Origin of the sequence: Acidovorax sp. 210-6 (genome assembly GCF_010020825.1) — a bacterium.
Taxonomy (GTDB): domain Bacteria; phylum Pseudomonadota; class Gammaproteobacteria; order Burkholderiales; family Burkholderiaceae_C; genus Simplicispira; species Simplicispira sedimenti.
Genome location: NZ_JAACJE010000001.1, coordinates 1,566,670 through 1,581,280, shown reverse-complemented (window position 1 = coordinate 1,581,280; position 14,611 = coordinate 1,566,670). Strand labels below are relative to the sequence as shown.

The following is a 14,611-nucleotide window of genomic DNA, read 5'->3' as shown; positions in this document are numbered from 1 at the left end:
GTGTCGGTTCAGTCGGTCGCGGTGCTGGCTGCCGCCGGGGCAGCATCAGGGGCAGTGGCCACGGGCGCCGCGCGGCGTGTTTCCAGCTTGGTCAGCAGCGCTTGCACGCGCTCGGCGGGCAGGTTTTTCTGCATCAGTTGCAAAAGCCCGTCGCCCTGCACGAGGGGACGCAGCACTTCGGCCTCGGCCTCATAGAAGGCGACGTCCCACTCCTGCAGCGCCTCAAAAAAGGTCGCGTCGTCCCAGTTCTTGCCCTTGGCCACCAACGTGACCAGAGGCATGGCCTTGTTTTCCACAAAGGCTTTCTTGTAGGGCTTTTGCTGCCAACGCTCGGCAAACCATTCCTTGTGTGGGGATGGCAAGGTGAGCACGCGCTTGTGGATCGCCTTTTCGAGCGAGGCCAGGGGGAAGCTGAAGAGTTTCATGGCGCCGGGCGGTGATGGTGAGGGCTGCGTTCAGTTCTTGGCCACACGCATGGCCTGCGTGAAGCGGTCGAACAAGTAACCAATGTCGTGCGGGCCGGGCGAGGCTTCAGGGTGGCCCTGGAAGCAGAACGCAGGCTTGTCGGTACGCACCAGGCCTTGCAGCGTACCGTCGAACAGGCTCACGTGCGTGGCGCGCAGGCAGGCCGGCAGCGATTCCAGATCCACCGCAAAACCATGGTTCTGGCTGGTGATGGAAACGCGCCCCGAATCCAGGTCCTTGACGGGGTGGTTGGCGCCATGGTGGCCATGGGCCATCTTGTAGGTGCGCGCACCAGACGCCAGCGCCATGATCTGGTGGCCCAGACAGATGCCGAACATCGGAATGCCGCTGTCGATGAGCGTGCGCGTGGCGGCAATGGCGTAGTCGCAGGGCTGCGGGTCGCCAGGGCCGTTGGAGAGGAACACTCCGTCAGGGTTCAGCGCCAGCACATCGGCAGCGCTGGTCTGCGCGGGCACCACGGTCACGCGGCAGCCACGCTCGGCCAGCATGCGCAGGATGTTTTTCTTGACACCGAAGTCGTAGGCCACCACATGGAAGCGCGGCGCCTCCTGCGTGCCGTAACCCTGGCCCAGTTGCCATTCGGTCTGCGTCCACTCGTAGGCCTTGGGCGTGGTCACCACCTTGGCCAGGTCCAGCCCAGCCATCGATGGGGCTGCCTTGGCGGCCGCCACTGCGGCGTCGATGTGCGCCTGGGTCACCGAGGTGCCTGCAGGCAGGCCCACGATGGCGCCGTTCTGTGCACCATGGGTGCGCAGAATGCGCGTGAGCTTGCGCGTGTCGATGTCGGCAATGGCCACCGTGCCCTCACGCACGAGGTAGGACGAGAGCGTCTCGCTCAGGCGAAAGTTGCTGGCCAGCAGCGGCAGATCCTTGATGATCAGGCCCGCGGCATGGACCTTGTCGGCTTCGATGTCCTCGGGGTTGACGCCATAGTTGCCGATGTGCGGGTACGTGAGCGTCACGAGCTGCTGGCAGTAGCTGGGGTCGGTGAGGATTTCCTGGTAGCCGGACATCGAGGTGTTGAACACCACTTCGCCGACGGTGGTGCCGGCGGCACCGATCGAATTGCCGATAAAGACCGTGCCGTCTGCGAGCGCCAGGATGGCGGGAGGGAAACGTCCCTGTAGAGACAAAAGCACTGGGTTCTCCGGTTGGTTACGGTCGCCCGGTGCCTGCGCAGCCTGCGGCACCAGTGGCACCTGTGGCTGGAAGGCTGCTTTCGGATAGGTTGTTGCTTTGGATGCGGCCGGGCGACGCTGTTGCGAGGAAAGCCCCTGATTGTACCCGCAGACCGCCCTGATCTGCTGACATTGCCGCAGCGCAGCATCACCGGTGCACCCTCTCTGGGACGGCCCGAAGGGCTTTCAACTGGTTACGTAAGCAGGTGTTCCAGGCCATACCGAGCGGTGCCTCGCCCCTAGACTTCCCGGCCTCTCCCTACATTGCACACACCTCGACCATGCGTACTATCGCCTCCGCACTTGTCCTCACACTGACCTGCTGCCTCACCTCCATGGCCGCGCAGGCCCTGGAGCTGGCCAAGTACCCCAAGGTCTTCTCCGGCCCACAGGGCATTGAGCTGGTACTGGCCCCCAGTGCCGACGGCAAACAGGCGCTGCTGCGTGTCAGCGGCATCAATCATCCGATCGATCAGGTGGTGTTCCTGACCGAGTCGCAGCCCCAGGGGCGCTCACGCGAGGTGTACACGCTGCAACTCGATGGACGCTCCCATGCGCTGCTGCACCGGCAGGCCTCCGCCTACAGCGACGCAGAGCATTTCGCTGCCTACCTGCCAGGTCAGCGCGACGGTGTGCCCCTGGCCTTCCAGGCCGACAAGAGCAAGGACTTCAAAGCTGGTGAGTTGCTCACCCGCTATGAGCAGCAGCGCAAGCAAGGCCTGCAAGACAAGCTGGCGCGCTTTGACCGACCCAAGCGGCAGGAAAGCTACCGCGCGGAACTGGCGCAAATGGACAAGGAGGCCAGCGCTGCCTGCGGCACCACCGTCCAGACATCGGTGGAATGGGCCGCCATCAACGATGAAACAATGCAGACCCTGAGCATCTCCAGCTTCTGCGGCGAAGTGGCCGCGCAAATGGAACGCCTGTGCCAGAACACGCCCGCCTTCAAGGCTACCGCAGCCAGCCTGGGCCAGGTGCAGTGCCAGTTCGGCCCCCAACTGAAGCTGCGCGTGGAAAACCAGCGCATCGTCTTCACCACCGAGAAAGATGCGCCCAACCAGGGTGACTTCGTGCACCAGTTCCTGCGCAATCAGTAGGAACCAACACCGCTGGCGTGCAGGCAGATGGCCGCCGCCGCCGCCACGTTGAGCGACTCCTCGCCCCCCGGCTGCGCGATGCGGATGCGCTGCTGTGCCCGCGCCAGCAGCGCGTCGGACACGCCCTGGCCCTCATGCCCCAACACCCAGGCGCAGGGCCAGGGCAGCGCGGCCTGGTGCAGATAATCGCCCCCGTGCACATGGGTGACGAGCAGGGGCACGCGCAGTGCCTGCAGATCCTCCACCGCCAGGCCTTCATGCAGGCGCAGGCCAAAGTGCGCCCCCATGCCCGCGCGCAGCACCTTGGGCGACCACAGCGCGGCGCTGCCCTTGAGCGCCAGTACCTGCCCAAAGCCAAAGGCGGCCGCACTGCGCAGGATGGAGCCGACGTTGCCCGCGTCCTGCACCCGGTCCAGCACCACGCTGGCCATCTGCGGATCGGGGGGCTGGGGTGCGGGCAGCTCCAGCACATAGCCCATGGCGGCGGGGGACTCCAGTGCGCTGATGTCGGCAAACAGCGCATCAGATAGAACTATGATTTTTGTAGCGCATTGCGCCCATTCAGTGGGCACCAGAGGCCAAAAAGACTCTGAAAACACGGCCACAGCCGGGCGCAGCCCGCGCGCCAGCGCGGCGCGGCACAGGTGGTCGCCCTCCAGCCACAGGCGGCCCTGCTTGCGGTAGGCCGTGCTGTCCTGCGCCAGGCGCCGCAGGTCCTTGGCAAAGGCGTTGTCACGCGACTGCACCAGCGTCACCGGCACGGAGCTCATGGCGCAGCCTCCAGGTGCTGGGCCACGGGCGCAAAGGAGCGGCGGTGCAGCGGGCTGGCGCCATGCGCGCGCAGGGCCTGCAGGTGTGCGGCGGTGCCGTAGCCCTTGTGGGCATCAAAACCATACTCGGGGTACTGCGTATGCACCTCGGCGCACCAGCGGTCGCGGTGCACCTTGGCCAGGATGGAGGCCGCCGAAATGGCAGGCACCAGCGCATCGCCCTTGACGATGGCCTCTGCAGGGATGTCCAGCACCGGCAGGCGGTTGCCATCGACCAGCACCAGCCCCGGCTTGAGCCGCAGCCCCTGCACAGCACGGCGCATGGCCAGCAAGGTGGCCTGCAGGATGTTGAGGCGGTCGATCTCTTCCACGCTGGCCTCGGCCACGCTGCAACACAGCGCCTTGGCACGGATCTCGTCGAACAGGCGCTCGCGCCGCAGGGCGGTGAGCTTTTTGGAGTCTGCCAACCCAGCGATGGGCTGGCGCTCGTCCAGAATGACGGCCGCCGCCACCACCGGCCCGGCCAGGGGACCGCGGCCCGCTTCATCCACCCCGGCCACCAGGCCTTGCGGCATGGGCCAGGGAAGCATGGCCTGCTCAGGCACGGGGGTCGGCAAGGACTTTTTGGATCGCATCGGCAGCTAGTTGGGGGGTGTCGCGCCGCAGGCTTTCGTGCAGCGCAGTGAAGCGGTGGTGCAGCGCGGCCATGCGCGCAGCATCGTGGTCCAGGGCGTGGAACCAGTCGAGCACCGCCGCTGCCAGCGCCTGCGGGGTCGCGGCGTCCTGCAGCAGCTCGGGCACGACGAAATCGCCGCTCAGAATGTTGGGCAAGCCCACCCAGGGCTGCAGTTGCTTGCGGCGCATGAGGCGCCAACTCAGCGGGTGCATGTGGTAGCCAATGACCATGGGGCGCTTGAACAGCGCCGCCTCCAGCGTGGCCGTGCCGCTGGCGATCAGGGTCACATCGCAGGCCGCGAGCACGGCATGCGATTGGCCACTGACCACCTGCACACGGCCCGCCAAGCCCGCCGCACCGGCCGCCTGCTCGATGCGCGCCTGCAAGGCAGGCACCGCAGGCACTATCATTTTGATAGCTGGTTGCGCTTGCTGGACAAGCGCTGCAGCCTCAAAAAACTTAGGAGTGATGTACTGCACCTCGGCGGAACGGCTGCCCGGCAAAATGGCCAGTACCCTGTCGTCTGGCGCCAGGCCCAGCGCGGCGCGGGCAGCAGCGCGGTCCGGCACCAAAGGAATGACCCCGGCCAGCGGATGGCCCACATAGGTGGCACGGATGCCATGGCGCGCAAGCAGCTCGGGCTCAAAAGGAAAGATGCACAGCACATGGCTGGCAGCACGGCGGATTTTTTCCACCCGCTCAGCGCGCCAGGCCCAGATGGAGGGGCAGACAAAGTGCACGGTGCGGGTGCCCGCGGCGCGCAGGTCGGCCTCCAGGCCCAGGTTGAAGTCGGGTGCATCCACGCCGATGAACACGTCGGGGCGGTCCTGCAACAGGCGCTGGCGCAACTGCCTGCGGATGGCCATGATGCCTGCCAGGCGACGGAAGACCTCAATGCTGTAGCCGTGCACGGCCAGGCGCTCGCTGGGCCACCAAGCCTCGAAACCGCGCCGTGCCATCTGTGGGCCGCCAATGCCGCAGGCCTGCAAACCTGGCCACAGGCCCCGCAGGCCGTCGAGCAGCAGCCCGGCCAGCAGGTCCCCAGAGGTTTCACCCGCCACCATCGCGATGCGGGGTGTGCTCGTCATCTACGCCCCCAGCCCCACTCAGCGGGCAATGCCCGCCACGGAACTGGCCAGGAAAGCATCCATCAAGGCCACGTCCTGCGCCGCCTCGGGATGCGTGGCGGGCAGTTGCGCCATCGCGGCGCGCGCCTGTTCCAGTGTCAGCCCCTGGCGGTAGAGAAGCTTGTGCATCTCGCGGATGGCGCTGATGCGCTGGTCGGAAAAATCGCGCCGACGCAGCCCCACCAGATTCACGCCGCGCACCGCCAGCGGGTTGCCATCCACCACCATGAACGGCGGCACGTCCTTGCCCACATGGCTGGAAAAACCCACCATGGCGTGCGCGCCAATGCGCATGCGTTGCAGCACGCCGGTCAGGCCACCGATGGTGGCCCAGTCCCCCACCTCCACATGCCCGGCCAGCGTGGCGTTGTTGGCCATGGTGGTGTGGTCACCCACCACGCAGTCGTGCGCAATGTGCACGTAGGCCATGATCCAGTTGTCGTTGCCGATGGTGGTGGAGCCCTTGTCCTGCGCAGTGCCGGTGTTGAAGGTGCAGAACTCTCGGATGGTGTTGCGGTCGCCAATGCGCAGCTCGGTGGGCTCGCCGCCGTACTTCTTGTCCTGCGGTGCAGCGCCCAGCGATGCGAATGGGTAAATGCGGTTGTCTTGGCCGATGGTGGTGTGCCCATCGATCACGCAGTGCGCGCCCACCGTGGTGCCTGCACCGATGCGCACGTGCGGGCCGATCACGGCAAAGGGGCCAATGCTGGCGCGCTCGTCGATGCACGCCTGCGCATCGACGACGGCGGTCGGGTGAATGTGGCTCACGGCGCTGCCCTGCCCTGTTGGGTGCCCGGCGTCAGCCGACGGCGCGCATGGTGCACATCAGTTCGGCCTCGCAGGCCACCTCATCGCCCACGCGGCCCACGCCCTTGAACTTCCAGATGCCGCCGCGCACACGGTCGATCGTGATGTCCAGAATCAACTGATCGCCTGGCTCCACGGGGCGCTTGAAACGCGCACCGTCGATGCCGACGAAGTAGTAAATGTTGTTCTCGTCGGGCACCTGGCCCATGGCATCGAACGCCAGCAGGCCGGCCGCCTGGGCCAGCGCTTCCAGGATGAGCACGCCGGGCATGACCGGACGGCCTGGGAAGTGCCCCATGAAATAAGGCTCGTTGAACGTGACGTTCTTGATGGCCCTGATGCGCTGGTTGCGTTCGAGTTCGAGCACCTTGTCCACCAGCAGGAACGGGTAGCGGTGGGGCAGTTGCTTGAGTATTGCGTGAATGTCCATCATCAGCGTTCAATCTTGTTGTTCTGGAGAAGCCCTTCCAGGGCCTTGATGCGCTCGCGCAGACTGTGCAGCTGCTTGACCGTGGCGGCGTTCTTTTCCCAGCGCGCATTGTCGTCGATGGGAAACATGCCGGTGTACAGCCCGGGCTGGTGAATGGAGCGCGTGACCGTGGTAGCTGCCGACACATGCACATGGTCCGCCAGCGTGAGGTGGCCCAGCACAATGCCGCCGCCGCCCACGCTGCAGTGCGCACCGATGCGCGCGCTGCCCGCAATGCCCACGCATCCGGCCATGGCCGAATGGCGCCCTATGTGCACGTTGTGACCGACCTGCACCAGGTTGTCGAGTTTGACGCCGTCTTCGATGACCGTGTCGCCCAGTGCACCACGGTCTATGCAGGTGTTGGCACCAATCTCCACGTCGTCGCCGATGCGCACAGCGCCCAGCTGCTCGATCTTGACCCAGGCACCTTTTTCAGGCGCAAAGCCAAAGCCATCGGCCCCGATCACGGCACCGGCATGCACGATGCAACGTGCACCGATATGGCAGTCTTCGCCCACTGTGACGCGCGATTTGAGCCAAGTGTGGGCGCCAATGTGCGCACCCCGCTCAACCACGCACAGCGGGCCGATGCAGGCGCTGGCGTCCACCACGGCATCGGGGTGCACCACGGCGCTCGGGTGCACGCCCGGCTGCACCGCAGGTACGTGCTGGCGCTTCCACCACTGTGTGGCGCGGGCGAAGTACACGTAGGGGTCGTCTGCCACGATGCAGGCACCGCGCTGCAATGCAGGCTCGCGCATCGCAGGGGCCACAATGACACAGGCCGCCTGGGAGGCGGCCAGTTGCTGCTGGTAGCGCGGGTTGCTGAGGAAACTCAGATCCTGCGGCCCCGCAGCCTCCAGCGGGGCCAGGCGTGCGATCAGATGGTCAGGGTTTCCTTCGAGCGTGCCGCCCAGTGCCTCGATGAATTGGCCCAGTCGCACACTCACGCGGCACCCATCCACTTCAGGCAGACCTTACTTGGATGCACCATTGAGGGCCTTGATCACCTTGTCGGTGATGTCGTGCTGCGGGTTGATGTACACCGCCTGGTCCACGATGATGTCGTACTTTTCCTGCTCGGCCAGTTGCTTGACGACCTTGTTGATGCGCTCGCCCAGTTGGTTGAGCTCTTCGTTCTTGCGCGCGTTGAGGTCTTCCTGGAACTCGCGGCGCTTGCGCTGGAATTCGCGGTCCTGGTCCATGAGCTGGCGCTGACGGGTCTGGCGCTGGCTGTCCGACAGCGTAGGCGCATCGCGCTCGAACTTCTCGGTCGCGGTCTTGAGCGTGTTGCCCAGGTCGTTGATTTCCTTGTCGCGGCGCGAGAATTCCTGCTCCAGTTTGGCTTGCGCGGCCTTGGCCGAGCTTGCTTCGCGGAACACACGGTCGGTATGAATGAAGCCCGCCTTGAAATCGGCATAGGCCGGTGCAGCTGCACCGACACCGCTGAGCATCAGAACCAGGGCGAGTTGACGGGAAAGGTGTTTCATTAGAAGGACGTTCCAATCTGGAATTGCAATTTCTGGATTCTATCGCCCGCGAACTTGCGCACGGGCTGGGCGTACGCAAGGCGCAGCGGACCCAACGGGGAAATCCAGCTCAAACCCACGCCGACGGAGGCGCGCATCTCACTGAAGCGCATTTTTTCCTCCTCGCCGTACACATTGCCCACATCCAGGAAGGTAAAGATCCGCAGGGTGCGGTCATTGCCAGCGCCGGGGAACGGAGCGATGAGTTCTGTGTTGAAAGTGACTTTCTTGGGGCCACCCAGCGATGCGCCGGTGACGTCACGCGGCCCCAGGGTGCCCTGGTCAAACCCGCGTACCGAGCCCAGACCACCCGAGTAGAAGTTCTTGAACACCGGGAAGGGACGGCCATTGAAGCCCTTGCCCCAGCCCAGTTCCCCATTGAAAGCCAGGGTGAACTTCTTGTTGAGTGGGATGTACTGCTGATATTGGTAGTTCGCGCGCAGGTAGCGGGCGTCACCGGCCACGGACCAGTCGGTGTTGAGCCGCTGGTACACCCCGTTGTTGGGCGCCAGCGCGCTGTCTCGGCCATCCCGCGACCAACCAATGGTCAGTGGCACGGAACTGCTGGAAGAGCCGTAACGATCCGCGTACGCCAAGTATGCCGCCGGGATGTTGGTGCCCGATTTGATGCGGTTGCTCTCCAGCGCCGCACCGAAAAAGACCGTGTCTGTTTCCGTGAACGGCACCCCGAAACGCAGCCCGCCCCCCGTGGTCACCAACTCATAGTTCCCGCCCTGGTCCTCATAAGGCTTGTCGGTACGGTAGTAGAGATCGACGGTGCGCGAGATGCCGTCCCGGGTGAAATACGGGTCGGTGGTGCTGAACACCAGCGTGCGCTTGAACTTGCTGGTGTTGACATCCACCCCGAGGTAGTTGCCTGAGCCGAAGATGTTCTCCTGCTTGATGGCAAAGGAGAACGACAGCTTCTCCGCGCTGGAAAAACCGGCACCCAGTTGCAGCGAGCCCGTGGGTTTCTCGACCACATTCACGACCAGATCGACCTGGTCGGGTGCGCCAGGGACCTCCTGGGTCTCGACATTGACTTCGGTGAAAAATCCCAGACGGTCCACGCGGTCGCGCGACAGACGAATTTTCTCGCCGTCGTACCAGGACGATTCGAACTGGCGGAACTCGCGCCGAATCACTTCGTCGCGTGTGCGGTTGTTGCCTGCGACCTCGATGCGCCGCACATAGGCGCGCCGCACCGGGTCGGCCTGCAGGGTCAGGGCCACACGGTTGGTATCGCGATCGATCTCCGGCACGGCTTCGATGCGCGCAAACGCAAAGCCAAAATTGCCAAAATGTTCGGAAAAGGCCTTGGTGGTTTCGGCCACCTGATCGGCGTTGTAGGGCTCGCCCGCGCGGATGGTGACCAGCGACTTGAACTCCTCATCGCGCTCCAGGTAGTTGCCTTCGAGCTTGACGCTGGAGACCACAAAGCGCTCGCCCTCGGTCACATTGACCGTGATGGTGATGTCCTGCTTGTCTGGCGAGATGGCCACCTGGGTCGAATCGATGCGGAACTCCAGGTAGCCGCGCTGCAGGTAGTACGAGCGCAGCGTTTCGAGGTCGGCGTTGAGCTTAGAGCGCGCATAGCGATCGGACTTGGTGTACCAGCTCAGCCAGCCCCCCGTGTCCTGGTCGAACAAGCCCTTGAGGGTGGATTCGCTGAACGCCTTGTTGCCGACGATGCGGATGTCCTTGATGCGCGCCGTATCGCCCTCGGTGATGGTGAAGGTCAGGTTCACGCGGTTGCGCTCGATGGGGGTCACGGTCGTGACCACTTCGGCACCATAGAAACTCTTGTTGATGTACTGGCGCTTGAGCTCTTGCTCGGCACGGTCGGTCAGGGCCTTGTCGTAGGGGCGGCCATCGGTCAGACCAATGTCGCGCATGGCCTTCTTGAGCGCATCCTTTTCAAACTCACGCGCGCCCACAAAATCGACGTCGGCCACGGTGGGGCGCTCTTCGACCACCACCACGAGCACGCCGCCCACCGCTTCCAGGCGCACATCCTTGAACAGGCCCAGGGCAAACAGGGCACGGATCGCCGCCGCACCCTTTTCATCGTTGTAGGTATCGCCTACGCGCAGAGGAATGGACGCGAACACAGTGCCCGGTTCCACGCGCTGCAGGCCTTCGACGCGGATGTCCTGCACCTTGAAGGGCTCCAGGGCCCAGGCCGCATGAACGGCAAGAAACATGGCTGCAACGGCCGTGGCGGTGCGCGCACCGAAGCGATTGGATTGTTTTTTCATGAATGAAACCGGTGCCACCCAGCACAGACCGGGCAGCCAGTAGGTTAGCCAAAGAGCCGGGAGAGATCGTTGAACAATGCGATGGACATCATCAGAAACAGCACGGCGACACCGCCGCGCTGCAGGCGTTCCATCCAGGCGTCCGAGACGCTCCTGCCCGTCACACCCTCCCAAAGATAATACATCAGGTGCCCCCCATCGAGGACGGGCAGCGGCAACAGGTTCAGCACCCCCAAGCTCACACTGATGAGTGCCAGAAACCCCAGGTACTGGGCCAGGCCCAGGCTCGCAGACCTGCCCGCATAGTCGGCTATCGTCAGCGGACCGCTGATGTTCTTGAGCGATGCCTCGCCAATGAGCATGCGCCCCATCATCTTGAGCGTGAGCACGGACACCTGCCAGGTGCGCTCTGCTCCCTTGAGTACGCCTTCCAGCGGCCCATACTGCACGGTCTCGAACTGCGGGCGGCCTCCCACGTACGCACCGATGCGGGCAATGGTTTCACCGTGTTCCTGCTGCACTTCAGGCAGCACCTGCAGTTCCAGCACCTGGCCCGCGCGCTCGATACGCCAGGTCTGCGCCAGCGGCTCCTTGCCCTGCACAGAGCCTCGGATCAGCGCACGCAGTTGCGCACCGTCCACCACGTCGGTGGCGCCAATGCGCAGCACCACATCCCCGGCCTGCAGGCCCGAGCGCTCGCCGGCACCGCCAGCCATCAACTCGCCCACCAGGGGCGGTGTCCAGGGGCCGGTGATGCCGATGAGCTGCATCAGGCGGTGATCGGCATTGCGGGTGTCAATGTCTTGCAGCGGCAGGTGCACGGTGCGCTCGGCGGCGCCCGGTGTGGGCTCGACGACCAGGCGCGCTGCTTGCGATTCCAGCGCGCCGCGCGCCAACAACCAGCGCAGGTCCTCGAAGGAGCGCACGGGCATTTCCTCCCCGTCACCCAGGGCTGCGCGGCGTACCAGCTCGCCGCCATGCAGCCCCGCAGACTGCGCCACCGAACCCGGCACTGGCTTGGACAGGTAGGCCATGGGCTCCTGCACGCCCATCCAGTTGACCAGCGCATACAGCAACACGGCCAGCACCAGGTTGGCCACCGGACCGGCGGCCACGATGAGCGCACGCGAGCGCAGCGGCTGGGTGTTGAAGGCCAGATGGCGCTCTTCGGGTGGTACCGGTGCCTCGCGCTCGTCAAGCATGCGCACGAAGCCCCCCAGGGGAAATGCGCCCAGGACGAACTCGGTGGGCGAGCCCTTGGGCTGCCAGCGCAGCAAAGGCTTGCCAAAGCCCACCGAAAAGCGCAGCACCTTCACACCGCAGGCCACGGCCACACGGTAGTGGCCGTATTCGTGCACGGCAATCAAGAGGCCGAGGGCAACGATGAAAGCAACAACGGTCAGCATGGACACTCCCGCGGTGTGGTGGAACCCGCTCGGTCAAGCCAGTCGCTGCGCAATGCGCTGCGCGCTGGCACGGGCTTGCTGGTCCAGCGCCAGCAGGTCGTCGAGCGATCCGGGCTTGGAGACCGGCACGCTGGACAAAGTTTCCAAGTTCAGTGCATGGATCTGGTCGAAGCGGATGCGCCGCTCCAGAAACTGCGCCACGGCCACCTCGTTGGCGGCATTGAGCACGGCCGTGGTGCCCGCAGGCGCTTCCAGTGCCTCCCAGGCCAGGCGCAGGCCCGGAAAACGCTCGGGATGCCCATGGTCGTCGATGGCCTCGAAGGTCATGGCGCCCAGGGTATGGAAGTCGAGCGCCGCAGCCCCCGACTCCACGCGCTCAGGCCAGGCCAGACCGTAGGCGATGGGCACGCGCATGTCGGGCGTACCCAACTGGGCCACCACCGACGTGTCGGTGTACTGCACCATGGAGTGGATGATGCTTTGCGGGTGAATGACCACGTCCAGCTTGCGCGGCGCCAGGCCGAACAGGTAGCGCGCCTCGATCACCTCCAGCGCCTTGTTCATCATGGTGGCCGAATCGACCGAGATCTTGCGCCCCATGACCCAGTTGGGGTGGGCGCAGGCCTGCTCCGGCGTGACCTCGTGCAAGGTTTTCGGGTCGCGCTGACGGAACGGCCCGCCCGAAGCGGTGAGGATGATTTTGTCCACGCGGCGCTGCCAGGTGGATGGGTCTTCAGGCAGGGACTGGAAGATGGCCGAGTGCTCGCTGTCGATGGGCAACAGCGTAGCGCCGCCCTCGCGCACGGCCTGCAGGAAGACCTCCCCCCCCACCACCAGCGCCTCTTTGTTGGCCAGCAGCAAACGCTTGCCAGCACGCGCCGCGGCCAGGCAGGGCGCCAGTCCAGCTGCGCCGACAATGGCCGCCATCACCATATCCACTTCGGGGTGCGATGCTATTGTTTCGATAGCATCTTGCGCTTGTAGTACCTGCGTTACAAGCCCATTTTGCTTGCATTTTTCTGCCAGCGCACTGGCATGCTCAGGACTGGCCATGACGGCGTAGCGCGGGGCGAAGCGTGCACACTGCGCCAGCAGCGCATCGACCTGCGTGGCCGCGCTGAGTGCAAACACCTCGAAGCGCTCGGGGTGGCGCGCCACCACATCGAGCGTGTTGGTGCCTATGGATCCGGTCGATCCGAGCACCGTGATGCGTTGTTTCATGGGGAGAGCAGCGTTGTGATCATCAGGGCCAGCGGCAGCGTGGGCAACAGCGCGTCCACGCGGTCCAGCACGCCGCCATGGCCGGGCAGCAGCTGGCTGCTGTCCTTGACGCCCGCGCTGCGCTTGATGAGCGATTCCACCAGATCCCCCGCCACGCTCATGGCCGTCATGAACAAGGCGACGACCAGCAACATCCACCAGCCCTGGCGCGCCACCACGGTGTAAAAGCTGGGTTGATCCGCCTGGAAATGCGCATCGGCAAGCACCCAGCCCAGCGCCAGCAGCAGCACGCCCGCAACGCCACCCCACACGCCCTCCCAGCTCTTGCCGGGACTGATGGAGGGCGCCAGCTTGGCGCGCGTGAAGCGCAGGCCGAACTTGCGGCCCGCAAAATAGGCGGCGATGTCGGCCATCCAGACCAGGCACATCACCGACAGCAAAAAATTGACGCCCAGCGCGCGGGCCTGCACCACGGCCATCCATGCCATCCACAGGGCAGCAATACCCGCCACCAGCCGCAGCGCGGCAGGCACCCGCGGCCACCCTGGCACGCCCGCACGCAGCAGCCAGGCACTGCCCAGCACCCAGCAGCCACCACCGGCCAGCCACAGCACCCCCAGCGGGCGCTGCACCCAACCCAGCGCCCAAGATGCAGCGCACAGCGCCAGGCAGGCAGCGCCCACCAGCACCGAGCCCACGGGGCCGCAGGCGTTGAGCCGCCCCCACTCCCAGGCCGCCGCCGCCATCAGCACCAGAATGACCGCGGTGAATGCCACGGGCGATGGATGGAACAGGGCAGGCAACAGAATGGCCAGCAGAACCAGGGCGGTGAGGATGCGCTGCTTGAGCATTTCAGGCTTTCACTTGCTCAGAGGTCTTGCCGAAACGCCGCTCGCGGGCATGGAAGGCGGCAATGGCCTCGTCCAGCGCAGCCTCGTCAAACTCGGGCCACAAACGGTCGCTGAACACCAGCTCCGAGTAGGCCGCCTGCCAGAGCAGAAAGTTGCTCAGGCGCATCTCGCCGCCGGTACGAATCAACAGGTCCGGGTCGGGCACGTGGGACAAGGCCATGGCACGGTCCAGGCTGGCTTCGGTGATGGCTTCGCCGCGCGCGGCGAGTTGCGCTGCCGCCTGGGCAATGTCCCAGCGCCCACCGTAGTTGAAGCACACGTTGAGAACCAGGCGACTGTTGTGCGCCGTCTCGCGCTCGGCCTGGGCCAGGCCTTCGCGCACCTTGTCGGACAGGCCCGTACGCTCGCCCACAAAGTGCAGGCGCACGCCGTCTTTGCACAGTTGCGGCACCTCGCGCGTGAGGGCCTTGGCCAGGAGTTCCATCAGGCCGGACACCTCGTCCTGCGGACGGTTCCAGTTTTCGGACGAAAACGCGAACACCGTGAGCACGCCAATGCCGCGCTGGGCACAGGCCTGCACGCATCGGCGCAGCGACTCCACACCTTGCTTGTGGCCTGCCAGGCGCGGGAGAAAACGGCGCTGGGCCCAGCGGCCGTTGCCATCCATGACGATGGCCACATGCCGAGGCGGCACCAAAGCAACAGCCATGGAAAAAGCGTGAACCATGGCAGT

The 14,611-nt window shown here is 65.2% G+C and carries 15 protein-coding genes; 1 reads left to right on the top strand and 14 read right to left on the bottom strand.

The annotated features are described in order from the left end of the window. Window positions 1-8 precede the first annotated feature (8 nt). Entirely contained in the window at window positions 9-425 is a 417-nt protein-coding gene (locus GWK50_RS07300; RefSeq protein WP_162015841.1) for a hypothetical protein, read from the bottom strand. Between the two features lie 30 nt (window positions 426-455). Next, on the bottom strand, window positions 456-1,625 hold the full coding sequence (gene carA / locus GWK50_RS07295) for a glutamine-hydrolyzing carbamoyl-phosphate synthase small subunit (RefSeq protein WP_162015839.1): 1,170 nt from the start codon (window positions 1,623-1,625) through the stop codon (window positions 456-458). Between the two features lie 320 nt (window positions 1,626-1,945). Here carA and GWK50_RS07290 point away from each other — a divergent pair, with 320 nt between their 5' ends. Beyond that, on the top strand, window positions 1,946-2,761 hold the full coding sequence (locus GWK50_RS07290; RefSeq protein WP_162015837.1) for a hypothetical protein: 816 nt from the start codon (window positions 1,946-1,948) through the stop codon (window positions 2,759-2,761). Here the strand turns inward: GWK50_RS07290 and GWK50_RS07285 are convergent. The 12 genes from GWK50_RS07285 to uppS are packed head-to-tail and all read right to left on the bottom strand — an operon-like array spanning window position 2,755 to window position 14,587. Beyond that, entirely contained in the window at window positions 2,755-3,531 is a 777-nt protein-coding gene (locus tag GWK50_RS07285; protein ID WP_162015836.1) for an RNA methyltransferase, read from the bottom strand. The genes GWK50_RS07290 and GWK50_RS07285 overlap by 7 nt on opposite strands. Beyond that, a complete protein-coding gene (gene rnhB / locus GWK50_RS07280) occupies window positions 3,528-4,166 on the bottom strand; it encodes a ribonuclease HII (RefSeq protein ID WP_162015834.1) in 639 nt (212 codons plus the stop codon). The genes GWK50_RS07285 and rnhB overlap by 4 nt, the downstream gene beginning before the upstream one ends. Further along, window positions 4,129-5,295: a lipid-A-disaccharide synthase gene (lpxB, locus tag GWK50_RS07275; RefSeq protein WP_162015832.1), complete on the bottom strand. Its 1,167-nt coding sequence runs from the start codon at window positions 5,293-5,295 to the stop codon at window positions 4,129-4,131. Before lpxB ends, rnhB begins: the two co-directional genes overlap by 38 nt. Window positions 5,296-5,313: 18 nt before the next feature. Beyond that, entirely contained in the window at window positions 5,314-6,102 is a 789-nt protein-coding gene (gene lpxA / locus GWK50_RS07270; protein ID WP_162015830.1) for an acyl-ACP--UDP-N-acetylglucosamine O-acyltransferase, read from the bottom strand. A 31-nt stretch (window positions 6,103-6,133) separates the two neighbouring features. Continuing rightward, window positions 6,134-6,574 carry a 3-hydroxyacyl-ACP dehydratase FabZ gene (gene fabZ / locus GWK50_RS07265; RefSeq protein ID WP_162015828.1) on the bottom strand — a complete coding sequence of 147 codons (441 nt, stop codon included), beginning with the start codon at window positions 6,572-6,574 and terminating at the stop codon, window positions 6,134-6,136. Then, entirely contained in the window at window positions 6,574-7,563 is a 990-nt protein-coding gene (gene lpxD, locus GWK50_RS07260; RefSeq protein WP_162015826.1) for a UDP-3-O-(3-hydroxymyristoyl)glucosamine N-acyltransferase, read from the bottom strand. Before lpxD ends, fabZ begins: the two co-directional genes overlap by 1 nt. Window positions 7,564-7,590: 27 nt before the next feature. Then, window positions 7,591-8,103 carry an OmpH family outer membrane protein gene (locus GWK50_RS07255; RefSeq protein ID WP_162015824.1) on the bottom strand — a complete coding sequence of 171 codons (513 nt, stop codon included), beginning with the start codon at window positions 8,101-8,103 and terminating at the stop codon, window positions 7,591-7,593. Next, window positions 8,103-10,400 (bottom strand): outer membrane protein assembly factor BamA, encoded by a 2,298-nt coding sequence (gene bamA / locus GWK50_RS07250; RefSeq protein ID WP_162015822.1) that lies wholly within the window; start codon window positions 10,398-10,400, stop codon window positions 8,103-8,105. Before bamA ends, GWK50_RS07255 begins: the two co-directional genes overlap by 1 nt. 44 nt (window positions 10,401-10,444) lie before the next feature. Then, a complete protein-coding gene (gene rseP, locus GWK50_RS07245) occupies window positions 10,445-11,806 on the bottom strand; it encodes an RIP metalloprotease RseP (RefSeq protein WP_162015819.1) in 1,362 nt (453 codons plus the stop codon). A gap of 33 nt (window positions 11,807-11,839) precedes the next feature. Beyond that, on the bottom strand, window positions 11,840-13,027 hold the full coding sequence (gene ispC, locus GWK50_RS07240) for a 1-deoxy-D-xylulose-5-phosphate reductoisomerase (protein WP_162015817.1): 1,188 nt from the start codon (window positions 13,025-13,027) through the stop codon (window positions 11,840-11,842). Further along, window positions 13,024-13,878, bottom strand: a complete 855-nt coding sequence (locus GWK50_RS07235) for a phosphatidate cytidylyltransferase (protein WP_162015815.1) — start codon at window positions 13,876-13,878, stop codon at window positions 13,024-13,026. Before GWK50_RS07235 ends, ispC begins: the two co-directional genes overlap by 4 nt. A 1-nt stretch (window position 13,879) precedes the next feature. Continuing rightward, window positions 13,880-14,587, bottom strand: coding sequence for a polyprenyl diphosphate synthase (gene uppS, locus GWK50_RS07230; protein ID WP_162015813.1), 708 nt, complete (start codon window positions 14,585-14,587; stop codon window positions 13,880-13,882). Window positions 14,588-14,611: the final 24 nt, after the last annotated feature.